Source organism: Staphylococcus simiae (genome assembly GCF_002902085.1).
Classification (GTDB): domain Bacteria; phylum Bacillota; class Bacilli; order Staphylococcales; family Staphylococcaceae; genus Staphylococcus; species Staphylococcus simiae.
The window spans coordinates 1-24334 of sequence record NZ_PPQR01000026.1; the positions used below are offsets into that span (position 1 = coordinate 1).

At 30.9% G+C, this 24334-nt stretch carries 26 protein-coding genes and 2 riboswitches; of the genes, 18 read left to right on the plus strand and 8 right to left on the minus strand.

Features of this window, described 5'->3' with window-relative positions:
- The first annotated feature begins 278 nt into the window (after nt 1–278).
- The 3 genes from CD113_RS04555 to menC all read left to right on the plus strand — a co-directional run bounded on the left by CD113_RS04555 (nt 279) and on the right by menC (nt 3360).
- Nucleotides 279–776 carry a DUF4909 domain-containing protein gene (locus CD113_RS04555; RefSeq protein WP_002464481.1) on the plus strand — a complete coding sequence of 166 codons (498 nt, stop codon included), beginning with the start codon at nt 279–281 and terminating at the stop codon, nt 774–776.
- Nucleotides 777–950: 174 nt separating this feature from the next.
- Nucleotides 951–2372 (plus strand): o-succinylbenzoate--CoA ligase, encoded by a 1422-nt coding sequence (gene menE / locus CD113_RS04560; protein ID WP_002464482.1) that lies wholly within the window; start codon nt 951–953, stop codon nt 2370–2372.
- Nucleotides 2362–3360 carry an o-succinylbenzoate synthase gene (menC, locus tag CD113_RS04565; RefSeq protein WP_040802164.1) on the plus strand — a complete coding sequence of 333 codons (999 nt, stop codon included), beginning with the start codon at nt 2362–2364 and terminating at the stop codon, nt 3358–3360. Before menE ends, menC begins: the two co-directional genes overlap by 11 nt.
- Here menC and yidD read toward each other — a convergent pair.
- Nucleotides 3357–3608, minus strand: coding sequence for a membrane protein insertion efficiency factor YidD (gene yidD / locus CD113_RS04570; protein ID WP_002464484.1), 252 nt, complete (start codon nt 3606–3608; stop codon nt 3357–3359). The genes menC and yidD overlap by 4 nt on opposite strands.
- A gap of 59 nt (nt 3609–3667) precedes the next feature.
- Here yidD and ytkD point away from each other — a divergent pair, with 59 nt between their 5' ends.
- Nucleotides 3668–4147, plus strand: a complete 480-nt coding sequence (ytkD, locus tag CD113_RS04575; RefSeq protein WP_002464485.1) for an RNA deprotection pyrophosphohydrolase — start codon at nt 3668–3670, stop codon at nt 4145–4147.
- Nucleotides 4148–4151: 4 nt separating this feature from the next.
- Nucleotides 4152–4910: an alpha/beta hydrolase family protein gene (locus tag CD113_RS04580; protein WP_162096506.1), complete on the plus strand. Its 759-nt coding sequence runs from the start codon at nt 4152–4154 to the stop codon at nt 4908–4910.
- Nucleotides 4911–5392: 482 nt separating this feature from the next.
- On the opposite strand, the gene pckA is transcribed toward CD113_RS04580, so the two are convergent.
- Nucleotides 5393–6985 carry a phosphoenolpyruvate carboxykinase (ATP) gene (gene pckA, locus CD113_RS04585; RefSeq protein ID WP_002464271.1) on the minus strand — a complete coding sequence of 531 codons (1593 nt, stop codon included), beginning with the start codon at nt 6983–6985 and terminating at the stop codon, nt 5393–5395.
- A gap of 154 nt (nt 6986–7139) precedes the next feature.
- Nucleotides 7140–7251, plus strand: a riboswitch (SAM riboswitch).
- 103 nt (nt 7252–7354) lie between these two features.
- On the opposite strand from pckA, the gene metK reads away from it, so the two are divergent.
- The 3 genes from metK (at nt 7355) to CD113_RS04600 (ending at nt 10532) form a co-directional block, all read left to right on the plus strand.
- Nucleotides 7355–8551, plus strand: a complete 1197-nt coding sequence (metK, locus tag CD113_RS04590) for a methionine adenosyltransferase (protein WP_002464272.1) — start codon at nt 7355–7357, stop codon at nt 8549–8551.
- Between the two features lie 118 nt (nt 8552–8669).
- Nucleotides 8670–9578, plus strand: coding sequence for an NERD domain-containing protein (locus tag CD113_RS04595; RefSeq protein ID WP_002464273.1), 909 nt, complete (start codon nt 8670–8672; stop codon nt 9576–9578).
- A 120-nt stretch (nt 9579–9698) separates the two neighbouring features.
- Nucleotides 9699–10532: an aldo/keto reductase gene (locus CD113_RS04600; protein WP_002464274.1), complete on the plus strand. Its 834-nt coding sequence runs from the start codon at nt 9699–9701 to the stop codon at nt 10530–10532.
- 157 nt (nt 10533–10689) lie between these two features.
- Here the strand turns inward: CD113_RS04600 and CD113_RS04605 are convergent, their stop codons facing one another.
- The 3 genes from CD113_RS04605 to CD113_RS04615 form a co-directional block, all read right to left on the minus strand.
- On the minus strand, nt 10690–11043 hold the full coding sequence (locus CD113_RS04605) for a fluoride efflux transporter FluC (protein WP_002464275.1): 354 nt from the start codon (nt 11041–11043) through the stop codon (nt 10690–10692).
- Nucleotides 11037–11405, minus strand: a complete 369-nt coding sequence (gene crcB, locus CD113_RS04610) for a fluoride efflux transporter CrcB (protein ID WP_002464276.1) — start codon at nt 11403–11405, stop codon at nt 11037–11039. The genes CD113_RS04605 and crcB overlap by 7 nt, the downstream gene beginning before the upstream one ends.
- Before the next feature lie 179 nt (nt 11406–11584).
- Nucleotides 11585–11887 (minus strand): hypothetical protein, encoded by a 303-nt coding sequence (locus tag CD113_RS04615; protein ID WP_002464277.1) that lies wholly within the window; start codon nt 11885–11887, stop codon nt 11585–11587.
- 552 nt (nt 11888–12439) lie between these two features.
- Between CD113_RS04615 and CD113_RS04620 the strand changes: the two genes are divergently transcribed.
- Nucleotides 12440–13153, plus strand: coding sequence for a transaldolase (locus CD113_RS04620; protein WP_002464278.1), 714 nt, complete (start codon nt 12440–12442; stop codon nt 13151–13153).
- 242 nt (nt 13154–13395) lie between these two features.
- The gene (locus tag CD113_RS04625; RefSeq protein ID WP_002464279.1) at nt 13396–13839 is read left to right on the plus strand and encodes a hypothetical protein; all 444 of its coding nucleotides are present in this window, start codon (nt 13396–13398) and stop codon (nt 13837–13839) included.
- Here CD113_RS04625 and CD113_RS04630 read toward each other — a convergent pair.
- Both CD113_RS04630 and CD113_RS04635 read right to left on the minus strand, forming a co-directional pair.
- A complete protein-coding gene (locus tag CD113_RS04630) occupies nt 13832–14269 on the minus strand; it encodes a competence protein ComK (protein WP_002464280.1) in 438 nt (145 codons plus the stop codon). The two genes, CD113_RS04625 and CD113_RS04630, sit on opposite strands and share 8 nt — an antisense overlap.
- Nucleotides 14270–14288: 19 nt before the next feature.
- The gene (locus tag CD113_RS04635; protein ID WP_002464281.1) at nt 14289–14759 is read right to left on the minus strand and encodes a sigma-70 family RNA polymerase sigma factor; all 471 of its coding nucleotides are present in this window, start codon (nt 14757–14759) and stop codon (nt 14289–14291) included.
- A gap of 197 nt (nt 14760–14956) precedes the next feature.
- Here CD113_RS04635 and CD113_RS04640 point away from each other — a divergent pair, with 197 nt between their 5' ends.
- The 7 genes from CD113_RS04640 (at nt 14957) to ribH (ending at nt 21900) form a co-directional block, all read left to right on the plus strand.
- Nucleotides 14957–15187 (plus strand): hypothetical protein, encoded by a 231-nt coding sequence (locus tag CD113_RS04640; protein WP_002464282.1) that lies wholly within the window; start codon nt 14957–14959, stop codon nt 15185–15187.
- A 230-nt stretch (nt 15188–15417) separates the two neighbouring features.
- A complete protein-coding gene (locus CD113_RS04645) occupies nt 15418–16275 on the plus strand; it encodes an N-acetylglucosaminidase (protein WP_002464283.1) in 858 nt (285 codons plus the stop codon).
- A gap of 356 nt (nt 16276–16631) precedes the next feature.
- Nucleotides 16632–18152 carry an FAD/NAD(P)-binding protein gene (locus tag CD113_RS04650; protein WP_002464284.1) on the plus strand — a complete coding sequence of 507 codons (1521 nt, stop codon included), beginning with the start codon at nt 16632–16634 and terminating at the stop codon, nt 18150–18152.
- Between the two features lie 110 nt (nt 18153–18262).
- Nucleotides 18263–18400, plus strand: a riboswitch (FMN riboswitch).
- A 129-nt stretch (nt 18401–18529) separates the two neighbouring features.
- Entirely contained in the window at nt 18530–19573 is a 1044-nt protein-coding gene (ribD, locus tag CD113_RS04655; protein WP_002464285.1) for a bifunctional diaminohydroxyphosphoribosylaminopyrimidine deaminase/5-amino-6-(5-phosphoribosylamino)uracil reductase RibD, read from the plus strand.
- 7 nt (nt 19574–19580) lie between these two features.
- The gene (ribE, locus tag CD113_RS04660; protein WP_002464286.1) at nt 19581–20213 is read left to right on the plus strand and encodes a riboflavin synthase; all 633 of its coding nucleotides are present in this window, start codon (nt 19581–19583) and stop codon (nt 20211–20213) included.
- Between the two features lie 10 nt (nt 20214–20223).
- The gene (locus CD113_RS04665) at nt 20224–21429 is read left to right on the plus strand and encodes a bifunctional 3,4-dihydroxy-2-butanone-4-phosphate synthase/GTP cyclohydrolase II (RefSeq protein ID WP_002464287.1); all 1206 of its coding nucleotides are present in this window, start codon (nt 20224–20226) and stop codon (nt 21427–21429) included.
- 12 nt (nt 21430–21441) lie between these two features.
- Nucleotides 21442–21900 carry a 6,7-dimethyl-8-ribityllumazine synthase gene (ribH, locus tag CD113_RS04670; RefSeq protein WP_002464288.1) on the plus strand — a complete coding sequence of 153 codons (459 nt, stop codon included), beginning with the start codon at nt 21442–21444 and terminating at the stop codon, nt 21898–21900.
- A 129-nt stretch (nt 21901–22029) separates the two neighbouring features.
- On the opposite strand, the gene CD113_RS04675 is transcribed toward ribH, so the two are convergent.
- The gene (locus CD113_RS04675; RefSeq protein ID WP_002464289.1) at nt 22030–23028 is read right to left on the minus strand and encodes a proline dehydrogenase family protein; all 999 of its coding nucleotides are present in this window, start codon (nt 23026–23028) and stop codon (nt 22030–22032) included.
- A gap of 234 nt (nt 23029–23262) precedes the next feature.
- Between CD113_RS04675 and CD113_RS04680 the strand changes: the two genes are divergently transcribed.
- Nucleotides 23263–24093, plus strand: a complete 831-nt coding sequence (locus CD113_RS04680) for an alpha/beta hydrolase (RefSeq protein ID WP_002464290.1) — start codon at nt 23263–23265, stop codon at nt 24091–24093.
- Nucleotides 24094–24334 lie beyond the last annotated feature (241 nt).

A 24334-nucleotide genomic window follows, 5' to 3' on the forward strand; every position in this document is an offset into this window, starting at 1 on the left:
AAAATGTTCTATTGTGTTTAAAACAAATTGTTGTATTAATTCAAATTATTTTACTAACTTATACAGGTTATATATACCTTGTATACATATTCTTATAATACCAAATTAGTTGTAACAATACTTTAATTTTTAAAAAAATAGCAAAGAAAATTTATACTAGTTATAAAACTCAAAATTTCACAATTTAATGTTGTAAGAAAATAGATTCAATCGTTTAATCCTCTAAATAAATAATTTTGTTATAATATAAAATATATTTAAAATAGAGGTGGCTCATGATGATCTTAAAAAACTCAAATTACAAAATTGTGGTTGTGGTAGGATTACTACTAATGATATTAGGCATTTATGGATGCTCAAACAAAGATAAATTTTTAAATCAATCTTTTATTATTGAACAACATAATAAACCATTTGCTAAAATTAATTTTAATAGTGACAATATGGCAAAAGTAACGAATGATGTTACTGAAAGCCAGCAGTCAGTACCATATTTTATAAATAAAATTGGTAGTAAACGTTACTTATTTATCAAAAAAATATCAGCTGATGTGTTATCAGCTAAGCAGTCGATATGGCATACGCTAAAATTGAAAAGTGATAAAGATGTCTATTATATTTATTTAATTGAAAATTTAGATGATGAAGTCTTTCATCTTAGTGCAATGACAGGAATAAATCGTGACTATTTAACACAACAACAAGATGTAACTGAGGCAAATAAATCCACACAACAGAATGATAGATTAACTTTAAGATTAAGTGCACAAAAGTAGTCAACAAATTATTCAAACACTCCTATCTATGTAGATGTTGCAAAGTAGGGGTGTTTGTTATTTATAAATCTTAATGAATGTGTGCAAAAAATTATTATATTTCAAACACAACGCCTGCGCTAAGACATTAAAATCGTTATAATTGATATGTATATAAATTTGGAGGAATAGAGAATGGAGTTTTGGTTAGAGCAACAAGCAACAAAAAGAGCACAGCACGTTGCAGTAACGGATGGTAGTCAACGATTGACATATCAACAATTGTATCAACAAGCACTAGCGCTATCGTCAAAGATAAAGACACTTCAACAGCAACGTATAGGCCTTTATATCAATAATTCAATTGAGTCTGTAGTGTTAATTCATGCTTGCTGGTTAGCTGGTGTAGAAATAGCCATGATTAATACACGATTAACTAAAGAAGAAATTATAAGACAAATGATGTCAGTAGATATTTCGACGGTATTAATAACAACGCCTTTAAACATTGAAGGGTTTAATATTTTTTCATTAAATGAACTGAATGATCTTAATGAGTTACAAACTCAATCATATACAGTGACTGATTTTGATTTACAGCGTATAGCATCCATCATGTTTACATCTGGCACTACAGGTCCACAAAAAGCCGTACCACAAACGTTTGCGAATCATTTAGCTAGTGCAAAAGGATGTAAGGAAAGTTTAGGTTATGATCAAAATACCAAATGGTTATCCGTATTGCCGATATACCATATTTCAGGATTGAGTGTGTTATTAAGAGCTGTAATCGAAGGTTTTACAGTAAGGATTGTTGAAAAATTTGAAACCGAGCAAGTGTTACATATCATTCGATCAGAACAAATCACGCATGTATCTCTTGTACCACAAACATTAAAATGGTTGATGGATAAAGGATTAACCGAGCCGTATTCACTACAAAAGATTTTATTAGGTGGTGCAAAATTATCACAGCCATTAATTCAACAAGCATTAAACAATCAACTTCCCATTTATAATTCTTTCGGTATGACTGAAACATGTTCGCAATTTCTAACTGCATCTCCTAATATGTTACGTCAACGTTTTGATACGGTGGGTAAACCTAGTGACAATGTTAAAGTGGCAATTAGTCATCCTAATTCACAAGGACATGGTGAATTATTGATTAAAGGAGACAATGTAATGCAAGGCTATCTTTATCCTCGAAACATATCCGATACTTTTGAAGATGGTTATTTTAAAACCGGGGATATTGCAGAAATTGATAAAGACGGCTACGTTATGATTTATGATAGACGTAAAGATTTAATTATTAGTGGAGGGGAAAATATTTATCCATACCAGATTGAAACAGTAGCGAAACAAATGGATCATATTGAAGATGCAGTTTGTATACCAGTAGCAGATGATACTTGGGGACAAGTCCCTAAATTATACTATGTGGCTAAAAATGACATATCAGAGGATGATTTGACAGCATTTTTTAAGCAAAAATTAGCAAAATATAAAGTGCCAAAATATTATGCAAGAGTTGCAACTTTACCATATACATCTACTGGAAAGTTACAACGTAATAAATTGACTCAGCAGCATGGTGTAAATGATGAAAATTAATCATGTCAATTTTTACTTATATGAGGAACCATTTAAATCACCAATTATAACGCCTAAAATAAAGTTAGAGCAACGTCAATGTTTATTTATCGAACTTGTTGATGAAGAGGGACATTCTTATTTTGGAGAGTGCAATGCTTTCGCAACAAACTGGTATGATGATGAAACAATTCCATCTGTAAAAAAAGATATTAAACGTTGGTTTGCAAGCGTTCAATCACAACACATTGCAACGTATGAAGCGTGGTTAGCAACGTTACAGATGTTAGAACATTCACCTGCTGCAAGAAGTACTGTCGTTATGGCCTTGTATCAAAAATATCATCAGCTAACGCAATTTAATGTCGCGTATGGAGCAACGGTAAGTGGATTATCAACGATACAACTACAACAATTACAGCAAACGAAGCCACAACGTATTAAATTAAAATGGTCAAAAGAGCTATTAAAAGATATTGAGACACTGAAGCAGTTGGATTTTCAATTCAAACTTGCTGTTGATGCAAATGAGTCTTTAACAGAAGCGGACGTTACGACATTATTAAACCTGAAAGACAAAGTGTTGTATATTGAAGAACCGTTTAAAAACATGACACAGCTTAATGAAATAAATCAACAAGCGTTACCACCAATTGCTATTGATGAAAAGGCACGTCATATTGAACAAATTAAAGCGTTGGTCACAAGTTATCCAATCAATGTAGTCGTAGTTAAACCATTTAGACTAGGTGGTATAGATAGAGTTCAACAAATCATTAAATTACTACATCAATTAAATGTTAAAGTAGTTATTGGTGGTATGTATGAATATGGTTTGAGTAGATATTTTACAGCAATGTTAGCTAAAGAGGGAGATTATCCTGGCGATGTTACACCTACAGGTTATTATTTTAAACAGGATGTTGTTGTGGAATCAGGCATATTAAAAGGAGGATCAATTGAATTTCATCCTCCTAAAATTGATATTGCACAATTACAGCCATATTAATCATGGTTGTGATGTGAATGTTTTGTTCTATTTTTTTTTAATGGAACTGGATCAAAGCCGCCTTTGTGTAAAGGGTGACATTTCAAGATACGTCTTATACCTAAGTATAAGCCTTTAAACGCACCATGGTATTGAATGGCTTCTCTAGTATACTCTGAACATGTCGGATAAAAACGACAAGTAGGTGGAGTGAGTGGCGAAATGAAACGTTGATAAAAATGAATCAGCGCTAAGAATATTTTTTTCATAGTAGTGCCCCCAACTGAAAATAATATATCCACAGTTTAACATATATTGAAAGGATGTGATGACCATGAAGTTTTGGGATAAGGATCAACGACTAGTTGAATTAACTTATAAGACAGATAGCAATGATGCTGATGGTAATCATGTCCTCGCTATTCCAGTTTATAATAATCAATTACTTTTCACTAATCATAAAATACGTGGTATTGAATTTCCTGGTGGTAAAAGGGAAGATTTTGAAACGAGTGTAGATGCTGTTAAAAGAGAACTCTATGAAGAAACAGGTGCTACTGTTAAATCACTTCATTATATAGCTCAATATCATATTGCAACTGCAGCAGATGAAACATTCATTAAAGATGTCTATTTTATTGATGTAGATGAAATTAATGAAAAATATGACTATATGGAAACAACAGGACCAGTATTATTTAACAATATTAACGACATTAGTAAGGAGCAACAAAGTTACTTATTGCAAGACGAAACGATATTAACATGCTTAGAAAGGGTGATTGCACTTGGATTTTATCAAAATTAAACGTATGCCAGTGACATCATTCGATCATCAATTTGATGAAGTTACTTATGTTGTGGATCACTTAAATGTCAAAGCATTAATGATGACACCATTTACTGAAGTTAAAAGAATTGTTGTCTATTTACGTGGTGGAAAAGGTCAAGTTGGTAGAGTTAGAGCAGCGCGTCTAATGCAATTTGCAGATAAACATACATTAGTGATAGGTCCGTACTATAGAGGAAATAATGGTAGTGAAGGCAAAGATGAATTTTATCGTGGTGATCTCAATGATGTTACAACACTCATACGCTTATTACACAGTAAATATCCAGATGCATTTATCCATATGATAGGATTTTCTAGAGGAGGGTTGCAGGGATTATTGACGTTTCAAGAGTTACCTGTGAATAGTTACATTATTTGGGGTGGCGTCTCAGATATTAAATTAATGTATGAAGAACGTATAGATTTAAGAGGCATGTTAAGAAGAATGGTGGGACATCCTCAAAAAGATAAAGTACAATATGAAGCTCGTGATGCTATACATTTACTTAATCGTCAAAGTCCTCCGATTTTAATCGTTCATGGTGAGAAAGATCAACAAGTTGGAATACATCAGGCTTATTACTTAGAGCAACAACTCTCTCAAAAAGGAGTAACATATGATACTTTTTATCAACAAGATGAGGGACATGTACCGAGACCGCCAGCATTAAAAGAAGCATTAAATTATATCAAATCATTTATGACTAAAGTCGAAACAAATCAACTTACGAATCGTTAAATAGTAAAATAATTTTGCTCTATAATAAATCGGACCGATAGAAAATTTTTAGTTATTTCTATTAGTCCAATTTTTATATTTTGAATATGAACAAGAGCCTGGGACATAAATCTCAAAAAAATAGCACAAAGATGATTTTATTGTTAAATCGTCTTTGTGCTTCTTTATGTTCAATACTCCGTATTGTAGTTTCGCTTTCCCAGGGTGCTGTCTCAGCCTGTAGTCTTCGACTAGCACTGTTGCCCAACTTGCATTTCTTGTAGAAACTATTTCACAGTTTCTCTGTGTTGGGTCCCTACCTCGGGAGTCTCCACTACAATACTTCGCTTTTATGTAATTTTACATGTAAATACTTCAAAAAAATAAGACAATTTCTATCAATTTTCAATAGAAATTGTCTTTTTTACTTAAACCTAGAACTTAATGTCTCAGGCTCTTGTTGTCTGTTATATTACTTTGACTTTTTGTTTGGATGCAAAATGTTATTTGTTAAAGCCACCTTGAGAAGCAATATGTTCTACCTCTTTCCCAAACTTTTCAAAATTATTTTCAAAACGTTGAATTAGATCTTGAGCTTGAGCTTTATATTTGTCAGAATCACTCCATGCATTAATAGGATTCAAGATTGTTTTTGGTACATCTTCTATTTCAACAGGAATGCTTAATCCAAATGTACTATCTTTAGTATATTCAGCATGTTTTAATTTACCAGAAATAGCTTGGTTAACCATTCGACGTGTATAGTGGAGACTAATACGACGACCAACACCATATTTTCCGCCAGTCCATCCTGTATTAACTAAGTAGACATCTACATCATGTTGATCTATCAATTCACCTAATAAATCTGCATAAACTGTTGGATGTAATGGTAAGAATGGCGCACCAAAACAAGTTGAGAAGGAAGGTTCTGGCTCTGTAACACCACGTTCAGTACCAGCCAACTTAGATGTGAAACCACTTAAGAAATGATACATAGCTTGCTTTTTATTTAATTTAGAAATTGGAGGGATTACTCCAAATGCGTCAGCAGTTAAGAAAATAATAGTATTAGGGTGTGCTGCTTTTGAAGGTACGACAATATTATCAATATGATTAATTGGATAAGCAGCACGTGTATTTTCAGTATAACGATTGTCATCGAAATTGACACTGCCATCCTCTGCTACCACTGTATTTTCTAAAATTGTACCGTATTTGATAGCATCGTAAATTTGAGGTTCTTTTTCTTTTGATAAGTGAATAGCCTTAGCGTAGCATCCACCTTCAATATTGAAGACACCGTTTTTATTCCAACCGTGTTCATCATCACCAATTAATTTACGTTTTGGATCAGCAGATAAAGTCGTTTTACCTGTACCTGATAAACCGAAGAATAATGCAACATCGCCTTTTTCTCCAACATTTGCTGAACAATGCATGCTCATAATGTCTTGCATTGGTAATAAATAATTCATCACAGAGAAAATACCTTTTTTCATTTCTCCGGCATATTCAGTACCACCAATTAAAATCACTTTATGTTTGAAAGAAATAATAACGAAAGTCTCTGAATTTGTGCCGTCAACTTTTGGATCAGCTTTAAAGTGTGGTGCAGAAACAATTGTGAAATTAGGTTTTATTTTTGATGCTTCCTCTTTAGATTCAGGTCTAATGAACATATTTTTAGCAAATAAATTATGCCAAGCCAGTTCATTGATGACTGTTAGTTTTAACATGGTATCCTTGTCACTACCTGCGTATCCATTAAAGACATACAGTTCATCTTTTTGATCTAAATAATCTAACACTTTATGGTATAAACTTAAGAATGTTTCTTCATCAATGGGTTGATTAATAGTTCCCCAATCAATGTTATCTCTATAAGAAGGTTCTGTGACAATAAATTTGTCTTTAGGTGAGCGACCAGTATATTTGCCTGTGCTAGCATTAACAGCGCCTAATTCTGTGAGTACACCTTCATCATTGTCCAGTATTTTATTATACAATTGCGTTGTTGAAAGTTGGAAAAGTGAAGATGGTTTCTTTAATAAGTTGTCTATTTTAGTTGATTCAGTGTAACTATCTACTGACATCCTAAATCCCTCCAAAGCGATAATTTAAATGTAAGCCTTTACATTTAAATAGTATAACACATTGAAATAATTAATCTACAATATTTTATAGTAAATTTTTATACCAAAAATTGACATTAATTCTGTAATTCGGTACTATTAATCTTAACGGATTCTCTTATCCTGAGTGGTGGAGGGACATGGACCCAATGAAACCCAGCAACCTCTTTTTTTATAAAAGAAAGGTGCCAAACCGTTTGCAGACACATTGGTCTGAACGATAAGAGCGAATGGACGTATTAGGCCTTCTCTCTATGTAAATAGTTAGAAGGCCTTTTTAATTAGCTCATACAAGAGAATTGTCGTAATTTAAAATAAAAGGAGCAAATTATGTTATATAACAAACGATTATTTACTTCAGAGTCAGTAACAGAAGGACATCCAGATAAAATAGCTGATCAAGTGTCAGATGCTATATTAGACGCTATATTGAAAGATGATCCAAATGCGCGAGTGGCATGTGAAACAACAGTAACGACAGGCATGGCTTTAATAGCTGGAGAAATATCTACAACGACTTATGTTGATATTCCAAAAGTAGTAAGAGAAACAATTAAAGACATTGGTTACACTAGAGCTAAATATGGCTATGATTATGAAACAATGGCAATTTTAACGGCAATTGATGAACAATCACCAGATATCGCACAAGGTGTAGATCAAGCATTAGAATATCGTGATAATAGTTCAGAAGAAGAAATTGAAGCAACAGGTGCTGGTGACCAAGGTTTAATGTTTGGATTTGCTACAAATGAAACAGATTCTTATATGCCTTTAGCTATTGATTTATCACATAAATTAGCAAAACGTTTATCTGATGTTAGAAAAGATCATATACTAGATTATTTACGTCCTGATGGTAAAGTTCAAGTGACTGTTGAATATGACGAACAAGATCATCCGGTGCGTATCGATACAATTGTTGTTTCAACACAACACGCAGAAGATGTGACTTTGGAACAAATTCAACAAGATATCAAAACACACGTTATTTATCCAACTGTACCTGAGAATTTATTAGATGAGCACACTAAATTTTATATCAACCCAACAGGTCGCTTTGTCATTGGTGGACCACAAGGTGATGCTGGATTGACAGGACGTAAAATTATCGTAGATACATACGGTGGTTATGCACGTCATGGTGGTGGTTGTTTCAGTGGTAAGGATCCAACAAAAGTAGACCGTTCAGCTGCTTATGCTGCACGTTATGTTGCTAAAAATATTGTTGCAGCAGGATTAGCAGCTCAATGTGAAGTTCAATTAGCATATGCAATTGGTGTTGCGGAGCCTGTGTCTATTGCCATTGATACTTTTGGTAGTGGTAAAGTTTCAGAAGGACAATTAGTTGAAGCAGTTAGAAAACATTTTGATTTAAGACCGGCTGGTATCATTAATATGTTAGATTTAAAACAACCTATCTATAAACAAACTGCAGCATATGGCCATTTTGGACGTACAGATGTATTATTACCATGGGAAAAATTAGATAAAGTTAACGAACTTAAAGATGCAGTACAACAATAATAAATAATGAGATAAAATATATAAGATTTTCGGTATATAGTGATATTATGTATCGAAAATCTTTACTTTATCCTTTATAATTATCATATTGACATATTTGAAAAGGAGCGTTGTTGTGATGGATTTCTCTTCACCAATTGTTATTGGATTAATTGCTGCAGTTGTTATTGCTTTGATTTTCTTTGTACTTTATTTAGTAGCATTAGGTAGTAAAAAGAAAGTTAAACGACAAACTGAAGAAAAATATGAGCAAAAAGAACAAAATATTAAAAAGACTCACGAAGAACAACTAGAAAAAGAGCGTATTGAAAATAAAAAAACAATAACAAAACAACAAGAAGATTATAATGAAATGGTCAGTACGAAAGACCGTGAAATTGATGCGTTAAAATTATTCTCTAAAAATCATAGTGAATATGTTACTGATATGAGACTCATCGGTATACGTGAAAGATTAGTTAAAGAAAAGCGTATTAGACCTGAAGATATGCATATTATGGCAAATATCTTTTTACCAAGTAACAAATTTAATGATATTGAACGTATCAGTCACTTAGTACTTACTCGTACGGGTCTATATATTATTGATTCACAATTATTAAAAGGACATGTCTATAATGGTATTAGTGGTGGTCAATTTAAAGATTTACCTCCGATGGAACAAGTGTTTAAAACATTAGATTTAGATGCATCTAGACCACAGACTATTATTATGGATCAAAATGATGACCAAAAATCATTATCATTTGTTAATTATTCAGATAAACTTGAGTCAATTAAACAATTAGCTGAAGATTTACAAAAAGAATTAGGTACAAAATATACACCGACATCTATTTTATATTTTAATCCTAAGAATGATGGCGACGTTACAATTTCCAATTATAACCAAAATGCTGCTGTTAAAGTATTAGTAGGGAAAGAACAACTTGATGAATTCTTTAACAAGTTTGTTTTCCACGGTCGTATTCAATATAACGTTGATGATTTACAAAATATTATGGATAAAATTGAATCCTTTAATTAATAACAACACTGAGATAGTGACTAAATTATTGTCATTACCTCAGTGTTTTTATTTTGAGTTAACATTTCTGTGCAAGCTTTGTTATGATAGGCATAAATAGATAAAAGTGAGGCGACAACTATGCAGTACAAAAAATTTTACAATGGTAATCGAATTCCTCAAGTTGGTTTAGGCACGTTTCGAGTTGAAAATAATGATGAGTGCAATGAAGCAGTCAAATTTGCTATTGAAGAGGGATATCGCAGTATTGATACAGCAAAAGTATATGGTAATGAAGAAAAAGTCGGAGAAGGGATACGACTAGCTTTAGAATCAACAGGTTTAAAGAGAGAAGATTTATTTATTACTTCAAAATTATATTTTGAAGATTTTGGCAGAGAAAATGTACAGCCAGCATACCAAGCAAGTTTAGATCGTTTAGGCTTAGATTATTTAGATTTATATTTAATGCATTGGCCAGGAACGAACGAAGCAATAATGATTAATACATGGAAAGGTATGGAAGACTTATATAAAAATAGTCAGTTGAAAAATATAGGCGTAAGTAATTTTGAGGTAGAACATTTAGAAGCTTTACTTGCGCAAGTTTCATTTAAACCAGTGATCAATCAAGTAGAATGTCATCCTTATTTAAATCAACATAAATTAAGACATTATTTAGAAGCGCAACATATAGTAATGGAATCATGGTCACCATTGATGAATGCTCAAATCTTATCTGATGATACGATTCAACAAATTGCTCAAACACATCGCCGATCAGCAGCTCAAATTATTATTAGATGGAATGTACAGCACGGTATAGTAACAATTCCTAAATCAGTGACACCTAATCGTATTATTGAAAATATTAATGTTTTTGATTTTGAATTAACTGATGATGAAATGACACAAATCGATAATTTAAACAAAAATCAAAGAATAGGTCCTGATCCAAAAATATTTGAAGGTTAAATAAAAAAGACTTCATCCAGCTGATACAACCGTGTATCTATATTGAATGAAGTCTTTATTATAATGATTGAATTGATCAGTATTGCAGTAAATAATTATTGTAACGCTACTAAATTGCGTTGATTAATCAACATCAAGCGATGTTATTGAAGTATGTTTATATGTGGTAACCTATATAGCAAGCGATAAAACCTACCACGAATTGTAATAAGGAATAAGTAATGAAGTGCGATATATTAAATTTAGTTGTTAACATTTCAACTAGCTCTTTTGATAGAGTAGAAAATGTTGTTAAACCACCTAAAAAGCCTGTAATAATTAAATTTGACAAAATAGGATTATGAATTGATAATCCTAATAATATACTAATCATGATACTACCGATAAGGTTAACTATCAAAGTTGCGATCGGTAATGAAGAGTGATGATGGGTATTCCAATAATCAGTTATGGCAGCCCTTGCGACCGCACCTAGTCCACCGCCAATTAATATATATATGATATTTAACATTTAATTTTGCCTCCAATCTTCATGCCACAATAACAAAGTAAAATACCGAAAATATAACTTGTTAATGCATAACATAGACTGAGTAGAAATTGGTGCTGCTCCATCATTTGAACTAGTTCTACTTGAAAGGTTGAAAAAGTGGTTAATGCCCCCAATAGTCCGGTAGTAATTGCTTTCTTAAGTGTTGGATGATTATTAAATAAATTTATTGAAATCGCCGTAAATAGACCCATCAACAAAGCACCGATTAAGTTAGCTACTAGTGTACCTATTGGGAATGTAGAATCATGGTTCAAAGTGGATAAACTAAAGCGAAGTAATGCGCCAATCGCGCCACCTATAAAGATATACAGATATGTCATTTTGTCACCTCAAAATTTAAGTTATGTTTATGGTTTTAACAAATATTTAGTTTGTCTTTGAAATTTCTGTTTGTAACTTATATTCAATAAAAACTTCTATTACTCATCTATAAAGAATTTCTTTATAAAATGACAATAGAAGTTGTTTAATAAATGAATTTTAACTAATCTATTTGAAATTAAATAATACCAAAAGTATGAATCATAGATAGGGCATGAATTACTATGACGACGAGTATAATCCAAGGTAAAGATTTACTAGCAACTCTAATCCAATCAGAGTTAGGTTTTAATGCTTTAATTGAACGATCAGCAAATAAAATTGCTAAAATCAATATTACTGTATTTACAATACTACAGACAAAAATAAGTTTAACTATTGAAGGAAAGATAGTACTTAATAAATCATTGTTAGTATTAAAAAAGAAGCTAATTATAATCATTAAACATGATAAATAAAAAAACTTTTTAGAACGAGACATGTTAAACCTCCTGCATCAATATCATTTACATATCGTATCATAAACCATATTAAAACGGGAGTGTGACAGAAATAAATTTCCATAAAATTTATTTCGCAATACATGTGAAGACTGACTTGATTTTTAAAAAGGGGAGTGTGACAAAAATAAATTTTATATAAAATTTATTTTGTAATCCCACCCCGGCAAAACTGATTAGGTTTGTAAAACGTTGATAAATCAACATTTTACAAATCAGACAGTTACTGCCAAATGCTTAATATTAAGTATAAATGCTTTATGTCCCAGGCTCGTTCCTCACAGCTAATTTTAGTATGTTTTTGAAAACCAGATAGTTACTATTTAATGATTAAATTTTAAATGTAAACTACTTTTTGTCCTAATCTTGATATATATAATTTAAGTGCAAACGCATATTAAGACAAATAATTAGCATATAATTACCATTACATGTTATAAATAATTTATAATACAAGTTTTTTTATCAAGATATTTGATGTCGATTAACTATCTTGAAACAATAGTTTCACAAGTAAATGGAGGTAATTCATAATGGTAAAATTAAATGTTGAAGTTTTTGCAGATGGAGCCGATATTGAACAAATGAAAGCTGCTTATAAAAATAAAGAAGTAGATGGTTTTACAACAAATCCTAGCTTAATGGCAAAAGCTGGTGTTACTAATTATAAAGCTTTTGCAGAAGAAGCAGTGAAAGAAATACCAGATGCTTCAATTTCATTTGAAGTATTTGCGGATGATTTAGAAACTATGGAAAAAGAAGCGGAAATTTTAAAACAGTATGGAGATAATGTGTTTGTTAAGATTCCTATTGTGAATACTAAAGGTGAATCGACTATTCCATTAATTAAAAAGTTGTCTGCTAATAATGTTAGATTAAATGTAACAGCTGTATATACAATTGAACAAGTTAAAGAAATTACAGATGCTGTCACTGAAGGCGTTCCAACTTATGTTTCTGTATTTGCAGGTCGAATTGCTGACACTGGAGTGGATCCACTACCTTTAATGAAAGAATCAGTTGCAGTTACTCATAGTAAAAAAGGTGTTAAATTGTTATGGGCTAGCTGTCGTGAAGTGATAAATGTTATTCAAGCTGATGAAATAGGTGCTGATATTATTACTTGTCCAGCAGATGTTGTCAAAAAAGTAAATACTAACTTAGGACGAGATATTGAAGAATTATCAGTAGATACAGTAAAAGGCTTTGCCAAAGACATTCAAAGTTCAGGATTATCAATATTATAGAAATTTAGAGCACCTTGCCATTTCAATGGTTAGGTGCTCTTATGCATTCGAAGCGCTAGCGACAAATGTAAACAGTTAATTAAACTAATAAACAACAATAATGATCTCTTAGTATGAAAAACAATCATTATCCGAGTTCAAAATAAAAATGTAGCTTAAATACATAAAAATCTGTAGAATTAATAAAATACAATAATAAGTATGACTTTACGAATTTTAAAAAGGAGCGTTTGTCCTTAACTATGAACAAAAGTACATTTGATAAAAAAGTAAAAAAACAATTATGGTTTTTAAATAAAAATGAAAAGAGAGAGTTAGACAATCATTTAACACAACTTGATGATAGTGAATCAAATCATTTTAATAAGCCAATCGCATATTCAAATGATTACCTTAGACATCATGTATTTAATGAATCTTCAGCTAAAAGCTATAATACATTTTTATTGTTAGTAGGTATTGTCTTTACTTATGTCTGTTTATTAGGTTTATTTTTATTTGGGTTAATAACAAGTTTAACTGGTGTTCAATTTTTTATACAACCTAAAGTGAATTTATCAACAACAACAGTTATTTTAACAATCATAGGTGCTGTTTTATTAATGATAGTTAGTATCTACCTTATTAAGACAGTTACAGCATTTTTTACCAAAAAATTATTGCAAGCTAAGTTTAATTCTAAATAGTTTGAGTTATTAATTGACTTAAAATCAAACTTTCCTGACATTTTTTCATTACTAAAGTATGTGGCTCGTCGACCTCTAATGATATAGCATTGTTAAAATTAATAATTGTGACATTTCTTTTGACGTTAATTCCAATAATTTGTCGTGCATTAATATAATATTGTATTGGTGCACGTTTTTGTTTTATAGGAAATAAAATAACTTGAGGATTAATGTATATGGGAATAAGTTTATTTATTTTTAAAATGCGTTTAGCATACTCAGTTTGTAAGTCTAATGATTTAAAGTGTAATTTTAAATAATAATTTAAAACTTTGTGTATCGAATAGGGTAAGCTATACGAATAATGTGTGTAAACACAGTCTGTCGACAATTGTTTAGATGTAGATGTTTTAATATAAAGTAGTTCGTTTGTGGAGAAATTATTCATTCAATTCTGTCCTTTACAGTTAGTTTTTGTAATGAGATAATTTGATTTTGATATTAGCTTTAGTTGTTTTTATCGTAGAAATAGATAAATTCATCATTTTAGCAATTTCGTACTGTTTATAACCAGCTAAATACAAAGATAACCATTGTTGTTCTCTAATAGTTAAAACTTTCAACATATCATTATAATGTAGTGAGAAATCATTTAAATTGCTGGATAGGCTATTGCAAGTTATTGCATTTGTATCAAAAGTGATAAACTCATTAATACGCTGTTGTTGTCTGAATAAATCAAAAAGATAGAATTTTAAGCGGGTAAATAAAAAAGTATTAATATTGCAGTTGTAATCGGATTGATAAGAGGTACTAAGTTGCCATAATTTTATCAACAATAATTGATAAAATTCATCATAATTATACGATACATGATATTTTTTTAACAAATAATGTATTATTTTATGGTATTTATTATAAATTTCGTTAAAATTCAATATTTGAATCTCCTCGTTATGTACATAACAATTATTTCCGGATATTCAAACTGTAAAGAAAAAAGCATAATAATTCATTTGCGTAATCTTTGAATTAAGTGTTAAATAGTACTCATAAGTAATTTAAAAACTGTGAAATGACATATTATTAAAGACATAAATAATAAATAGAACAAATTTTTATAAAGGAGGATATTATGGACTACGCACACTTAAATTTAGAACATTTTTTCGCAAGAAATGACGATTTAGATATTATACGCGATCGTTCAGATTTTGTTATGATTAATAATTTTACGAATGAGATGATGTATCGTGATGGCCAGATTGAAGGAACTATTGATTTAAATCAATACTATTATAAGAATAGATCCAGTGCGGCTAGTTTTATCATGATGGATTATAAAAGAGATATAACAGGTAATTAATATATTTATAAATATTTAGAAGATTCCACATGAACTATATTTGCTTGTGAATTTATTAAATTTCAAAATGAATTATTGAGTAATTGTTTAAAAAATTTCATTTTGATTACTATTTATTTATGAATAGGTAACAATGTATAGATAAAATTGTTATACTACGATATTAATGTTAAACTTTATTATCGTAGTATGACTGAACGTACAACAACAATGACCTAAGAGGTGTAGATATGAATAAACACAAGAAGGGTTCTATTTTTGCAATAATAGGACTTGTTATCATATTTGCTGTTGTCGCATTTTTATTTTTCTCAATGATATCAGATCAAATATTTTTTAAACATGTTAAATCAGACGTTAAAATAGAAAAGTTAAATGTAACATTAAAAGATGCAGCAAAAAAACAAATAAATAATTACACGAGTCAACAAGTATCAAATAAAGAAAATACTGCCTGGAGAGATGCTTCAGGAACTGAAATTAAGTCCGCAATGGACAGTAGTAAATTTATCGATGATAAAAAGCAAAAGTATCAATTTTTAGATTTATCCAAATATCAAGGTATTGATAAAAATAGAATTAAACGTATGTTAATTGATAGACCAACATTACTTAAACATACAGATGCTTTTTTAGATGCAGCTAAAGATAAACATGTTAATGAAGTTTATTTAATCTCACATGCATTATTAGAAACCGGTGCTGTGAAAAGTGAATTAGCTAATGGCGTTGAAATTGATGGTAAGAAATATTATAACTTTTATGGTGTAGGTGCATTAGATAAAGATCCAATAAAGACTGGTGCAGAGTACGCGAAAAAGCATGGTTGGGATACACCTGAAAAGGCAATCAACGGCGGTGCAGACTTTATTCATAAACACTTCTTATCAAATAAAGATCAAGACACGTTATATAGTATGAGATGGAATCCGAAGAACCCAGGTGAACATCAATATGCTACAGATATTAAATGGGCAGAAAGTAATGCAACAATCATTGCAGATTTCTACCAAAATATGAAAACTGAAGGTAAATATTTCAAATATTTTGTCTACAAGGATGATAGTAACCACTTAGATAAAAAGTAACTATGGTCCATAGATAAGTTTAAGTGAATTAGTAAAGCCAAGATTTTCTCGAATCAGAAAATTTTGGCTTTTTCTCTTATTATAAAGGTTTAAGGTAAGACAATTGAATTAAGGATAGGTTCTCTATTTTTTTATGACTGATATATATAAAGTGCATAATTATGTTTCAGTCCAATATGGAAGAGAACTTAAGTAAATCATCAAAAATAAAAGTTAGGATTAAATCCACCGTTATGATTAAATTAAAGATTTAACTTTTAAAATAAAGGGAAATAATTATTAATCAAAAATTTAAATTGATATAATTTGAGATATTAGTAATCTTACAAAATTAACTGTATAAAGGATGAACAATAATGCGTGTAGCAATAATTGGTATGGGAACAGCAGGTGTAAGTGTATTAAGGGCATTGGTTAAACATCCCAAATTTAAAAACTTACACGTCGATTTATATGATGACAAAGTTAATATGGGGCAGGGGGTGCCATTCCAAAATGATAGTTCGGAATTGTTAATTAATATGCCATCAAAGACGATGAGTTTAAACCTAGATGATGACCAAGAATTTTGGAAATGGTACCAACAACAACATGATTTTCATTTTGATGATCCAACCTATTTACCTAGGTTTGTTTTTGGCCATTATATGAAATCATATGTATCAATGTTTAATGAACAGTATGATAATATAACGACAATTTATCATAAAGTTAAAGGTGTATATACAAATTCCAATATTGATGAAACAACCTTAAAATATTATGTTTGTACAACTGCCAATAGAGATGAATGGCATGAATATGATTATTTATTTTTAACTTGTGGTACGTTTGCTTATCACGATCCTTATGAATTAAAAGGAAAACCAGGTTATATACCTACACCGTACCCGACTTATAATACTTTAGATAATGTTCAAAGTAATGATGATATTGCAATAATTGGAACTGGGCTAGCAAGTTTAGATGTTGTACGCTATGTTGCTGCACATCATCCTAAATTACCTATTACAATGACAAGTCGTTCTGCAAATCTCCCTAGTGTACGTGGCGAAATGATACCTATTACATTTAATCATTTAACAAAACATCGCTTCAATTTAATCAAGCAGGATAATTACGGTAATGTACCTTTAGATACTGCTGTAACGTTATTTTTAAAAGAGTGTGATGATTATGGGGTGGATTTTAAGAAGTTAGTAGAAAGACGTACTGGAAATCATATTGCAGACTTAACTTATGATTTAGAACGACCACAGGAATTAGGTGCTTTTCAAAGTATCATTGAATATTTAAAAGAAAATTTAAATTGGATTTGGAATAGTTTCAGTTTAGAAGACCAAAAACTATTTAATAAGCAATATACGAAGATGATTCAATTAAATTCTAACCCAATGCCACCTAGAACAGCAAAACTTATCATTGATTTGATTAGAGACGAGTCTTTAATCATCAAAAAAGGGTTAGAGCATGTTTCTTATCAAGATGAAAGCTTTGTATTTTCATATCAAGGCTATCCAGATGATGAACAATTTAATGTTGTGATTAATGCGACAGGTTCTAAAACGCACTTATCACAATTAGACGAGGATGATCAATTGATATTAAACCTTGAAAATAGACAAATTGTACAAGCGCATCCAATGGGTGGTATTCAGATCATTCCTGAAACGAATCAAGTAGTTAGTCCAAGATACGGCACGTTAACTAATGTTATTGCAATTGGTCAAATGACAAACGGTGTTAATAAATTACGTAATGGTGTAAAAATGATTGTTGAGCAAGTTGATAATACTGTATCACAATTATATACATCATTAGCACAATTTGAACGTAATCAACAAAAGGTAAATACGACTGAAAATGATAAAAGTTAGTGTCTAAACACTGATTAAGAGAGTAAGAATTGTATTTTAAAAGTATATATAGTATCATTTGAATTGTAGGTAAGATACTACTTACTCAAATAATCTATAACAATTTCATATTATTCTTTCGGGGCAGGGTGAAATTCCCAACCGGCAGTAAATTAAAGCCTGCGACCCATTAATATTTTTACGTATTAATGGCTGATCTAGTGAGAATCTAGAGCCGACAGTTAAAGTCTGGATGGGAGAAAGAATATCGACAATCGACATGATTAATAAGGCATATTCGTTTGAAAACAATCAAACAATAGGCTTATTTAACGATAACTTTAACTCCTTGCATCTGAAATTTAGATGTAAGGAGTTTTGTTTATAGAGGTGATATTTTGAGTCAATTTATGAAATATGCAATTCAACTAGCTAAAATGGTTGATGGTCAAACTGGTGTAAATCCACCAGTAGGTTCTGTTGTTGTCAAAGATGGACGTATCGTTGGTATAGGAGCGCATTTACAAAAAGGTGATAAACATGCAGAAGTTCAAGCACTAGATATGGCAGGAACTCAAGCTAAAGAAGCCACGATTTATATTACGTTGGAACCATGTAGTCACTATGGTTCAACACCACCATGTGTAAATAAAATTATTGATGCTCAAATTAGCAAAGTTATTTATGCTACGAAAGATCAATCATTAAAGACACATGGAGATGATATTCTTCACGCCCATGGTATAGAAGTTGACTATCAGTATGATGAAGAAGCGGCGTCTTTATGTCAACACTTTTTTAAAGCTAAAGCACAGCAAATTCCAGAGATAACAGTTAAAGTTGCTGCTAGTTTAGATGGTAAACAGGCAAATGATAACGGTCAAAGTCAGTGGATTACTAACAAAGAAGTAAAGCAAGATGTCTATCAGTTAAGGCATAAACATGATGCAGTTTTAACAGGACGTGGAACATTAGAATTAGATAACCCACAGTATACAACACGATTCGCTGACGGTAAAAATCCTATCAAAATTATTTTATCTAGATCAGGCGATTTAGATTTTAGACAACAACTTTTTCAAGATACATCAACAGCAATTTGGATTTATACTGAAAATCCAAACTTAACAACAGATCAAGAAAATATAGATATTACTTATTTACAACAGTGTCATTTAACAACAATTTTACAAGATATATATCAAAAAGGTGTTGGTAAACTGTTAGTCGAGGCAGGGCCACACACTACTTCAGAATTTCTCCAATCAGACTATATAGACGAATTTATTCTCTATTTTGCCCCGAAACTCATTGGTGGAGCTGGAACATATCAATACTATCAAACAGATGATGTATTTAATATTCCAGAAAGTAACCAATTTGAAATTGTTCATTCCGAATTAATAAACCAAAACATCAAATTAATATTACGAAAGAAGTGACGATGACATGTTTACAGGTATCGTTGAAGAAATTGGTACAGTAACAAACGTCCGAATGCATCAATCAGTACGAACACTTGATATAAAAGCACATAAGATTACTGAAGATATGCATATAGGAGATTCAATAAGTGTCAACGGTGCATGCTTAACTGTTATTGATTTTAATGAGTCTTCTTTTTCAGTACAAGTGATTCAAGGTACTGAAAATAAAACCTATTTAGCTGATATAGCAAAACAAAGTGAAGTCAATCTAGAACGTGCTATGAGTGGTAGTGGGCGTTTTGGCGGACACTTTGTGTTAGGACATGTAGATGAATTAGGTAAAATTTCAAAAATTAAAGAAAATGCTAATTCGAGAATAGTTACAATTCAGTGTAGTTCAACAGTATTAAATCAATTGGTAAAACAAGGATCTATTACAGTAGATGGTGTTAGTTTAACGGTTTTTGACAAGCATGCAAGCGCATTTGATATACATTTAATTCCGGAAACTAGACGATCCACGATATTAGCAACTAAAAAGTTAGGAGATAATGTTCATTTAGAAACAGATGTCTTATTCAAATATGTTGAAAATATTTTATCTCAAGATCGTTCACAACTAACGTTTGATAAATTGAAATCATTTGGTTTTTAGGAGGGGTATCATGCATTTTGATAATATAGAATCTGCATTAGAGGCTTTGAAAAATGGACAAAGTATCATTGTAGTTGATGATGAAGATAGAGAAAATGAAGGAGATTTAGTAGCTGTTACAGAATGGATGAATGATGACACTATTAATTTTATGGCTAAAGAAGCACGTGGATTAATTTGTGCACCAATATCTAAGGAAATAGCGCAGCGATTGGAACTACATCAAATGGTTAGTGATAATTCTGATATTTATGGGACTAAATTTACCGTAAGTATTGATCATAAAGAAACGACCACAGGTATTAGTGCAAATGAACGTACATTGACAGCTAAGAAACTCATTGATCCAAGTACAGTTGCAAGTGATTTCAATAGACCAGGCCATCTATTTCCTTTAGTAGCAGAAGATGAGGGCGTCTTAGTAAGAACTGGTCATACTGAAGCAGCAATTGATTTAGCAAAATTAACAAACGCCCAACCAGCTGGCGTGATTTGTGAAATTATGAACGACGATGGCACAATGGCTAAAGGTCAACAATTACAAAATTTTAAAGAGAAACATCAATTGAAAATGATTACAATTGCAAGTTTAATAGCGTATCGTCAACAACATCAACAACATATGATCAATCAAAGTAATATTGATATACAAATGAAAGCTAAAGTTAAAATGCCGACAGATTTTGGAACGTTTGATATGTATGGCTTTACAACATCTACTAGTAATGAAGAAATTGTTGTCTTAGCTAAAGGTGGTATTCGTAGTGTTGAAAATGTACGCTTACATTCATCATGTTTAACGGGAGATATATTCCATAGTCAACGCTGTGACTGTGGTGCTCAGCTTGAAGCATCTATGCAATATATTGAAGAACATGGAGGTATGATTATTTATCTTCCACAAGAAGGAAGAGGCATTGGACTCATCAACAAATTACGTGCCTATGAATTAATAGAACAAGGCTATGATACAGTGACTGCCAATTTAGCTCTAGGTTTTGATGAAGACTTACGAGACTATTATATTGCAGCCCAAATTTTAAAATATTTCAAGGTGGCACACATCAATTTATTGAGTAATAATCCTAGCAAGTTTGAAGGATTGCAACATTATGGCATTGATATTAAACAAAGAATTGAAGTCATTGTTCCTGAAACGGAACACAATCATCATTATATGGAAACCAAAAAATTAAAAATGGGTCATTTAATATAGGAGGACTAACAAATGAATTTTGAAGGTAAATTAGTTGGAAAAGATTTAAAAGTAGCAATTGTAGTAAGTCGTTTTAATGATTTTATTACAGGTCGATTATTGGAAGGTGCTAAAGATACTTTAATCAGACACGAAGTTGAATCTGACAATATTGATGTCGCTTATGTTCCTGGTGCATTTGAAATACCACTAGTAGCTAAAAAATTGGCTAAATCTAACAAGTATGATGCAGTCATTACTTTAGGTTGTGTTATTAGAGGTGCAACGTCACATTATGATTATGTGTGTAATGAAGTTGCTAAAGGTGTTTCCAAAGTTAATGACGAAACAGAAGTGCCAGTTATCTTTGGCATTTTAACAACTGAAAGTATAGAGCAAGCTGTTGAAAGAGCGGGTACAAAAGCTGGCAATAAAGGTGCTGAAGCTGCAGTTAGTGCTATAGAAATGGCAAATCTATTGAAGTCATTTTAAGTGAGGAATTAGTCATAAATGACTTAGTAAAAATCCTGGACCAAAATTGGACCCAGGATTTTTCCATACTTTTAGCAGTAAAATGGATTCTGTAACAAATTAGAATGATAGCTTTAAAAACATATCTGATTAACGTCGACAATGTTTAAAGCATTTTAAAAATAATAATAATGTTGAGATTAAAGCAGTTGTAATACCTAATCGTTTGATTGATTTTGGTTTTATAAATTCTTTAACTGCTAATGATAAGTTTTGAGGTCGTTCAGCTAATCTACGCATAAAATAACCAAACCAATCATCACCATAGGGAACATAAATAGTAAAGTTATAACCTTCATTGGCTATTTGTTGTGCTAAATCTGATCTAAAACCATAAAGCATTTGAAATTCCATTTTATTTTTATCAATGTGGTGCGTTTTCATAAATTGTTTAACATGATTAATAATATTGTGATCATGAGTCGCAATAGAGGTAAAGTTACGAGCATTTAACAAACGTTGTTCAATGATTTTAATGTAATTTGCATCTACATCTTCTTTAGATTGGAAAGCAATAGATTCATCTTCTTTATAGGCACCTTTAACTAAGCGTAAACGTAAATCTTGATACTTATCAACTAAATCGTGACAATCATATAAATATGCTTGAATGACTGTACCTACATTTCTGAATTCACCTTTTAAACGATCAAGAACTTGAATGATTTGTTGTAGACTAGCATATTTTTCTGTATCTATATTAATATGCATATTGTTATATTCGTTTGCTTTTAATAAAATTTCTCGTAAATTTTCATAAGCAAGTTCTAAATCAAATTCTGCACCCAACTGACTTAATTTAACAGACATATGTGCATTAACATTATGTTGATGAATGGCATCCATAATTTGTAATATTTGTTCTTTGGCATGTAAACTTTCTTCTATAGTACCAACAAATTCTCCGAGATTATCAACAGTTACAGCAATATTTTTATTATTTAAGTCTTCTATCGTATTAATTAATTCAGGAATTGTATTTCCTGCAACTACTTTATTGGCACCCATTTTAGGGCCTACCTTTTTAGCTGCATTATTTAAATAACTGTTGTTAGATAAAGTAATAAAGAAATTTTTTAGTAATGGCATTGCTATTCCTCCAAACCCTTATGTTTAAAATAATTTTAGCATGAAAAAAACATTGTAGAAAGCGTTTTCATAGAATGTGATTAAATTTATTTTTGTATAATTACACTGACAACTTGTAACATTCATCTTGTGTCAAACAATAGTCATTGGGTAATTACTATAAATGGCATAAAATAGTTAGAATTTGCTATAATTACTATATTGAAGTTTATTGGAAAAAGGGGCATTAGAAGAATGTGGAAATGGGAAGCCGAAAATGATGCGAAAGGCGTTGTAGTTATTGCTCATAATTTATTAGAACATACTGGAAGATATGCCTATGTCATTACTATGTTGCGTAGAAATGGATATCATGTAATTATGGGAGATTTACCAGGACAAGGGCAAACTTCAAGAGCAAATAAAGGTCAAATTGAAAACTTTCAAACATATCACGAAACGTTACTAGAGTGGTTAAAAATTGCAAATGAATATAAAATTCCAACTTATGTGTTGGCAGTTGGCTTAGGTGGTTTAATTTTATTAAACTTATTAGAAAAAGTAGAGTTACCTATTGAAGGCATGATGTTAATATCACCACTACTAGACTTGCAAAAATCTGGAAAGCATCGCAAAGATAAATTAATTTCAAACGTAGGTAAAGTTTCTAAGGATACACGTTTTAAATTAGGAATCGAAGTGTCAGATTTAACTAGAAATGAAGAAATCATTGAAGAAACTGAAAATGATGGGTTAATGCTGAAAAAAGCAACGTATCACTGGTATAATATTATTAATGAGACAATGAAAGAAACGATGAATCATATAAAAGATATTCAGTCGTTACCTACTTTGTTAATGTACGGTACAAAAGATAGAATTGTTGAAACATCTGCCATAAATGAATTAAAAGATAAGTACGATACACCTGAACTTTACTTTAAAGCTTGGGAAGGACTATATCATGAGATTCACAATGAACCAGAACGCGAAGAAGTCATGCGTTATATTCTTACGTTTTTAAATAATAGTGTGAATACATTAGGATTTATTATTGAAGATGAAGATATTACAGAATTAGAATAAATAATTGTATATTAACTATGTTTACAGAAACCCTTTAGGCAAAAGGGTTTTTATTTTTGTCATAAAACCTTTAAAAATGATAATAATAAGAATTAATAATTAATTTAGCGTTATTCTTGAAAAATTTACAGTAGAATTGTTGCAATTTAATGGTTAAATTGATATATTTTCTTTGTGAAAAAAATATAAAATTAATATGTAATAGGGTGATATGTTTTTTTGTACTATTAACTTAATTATT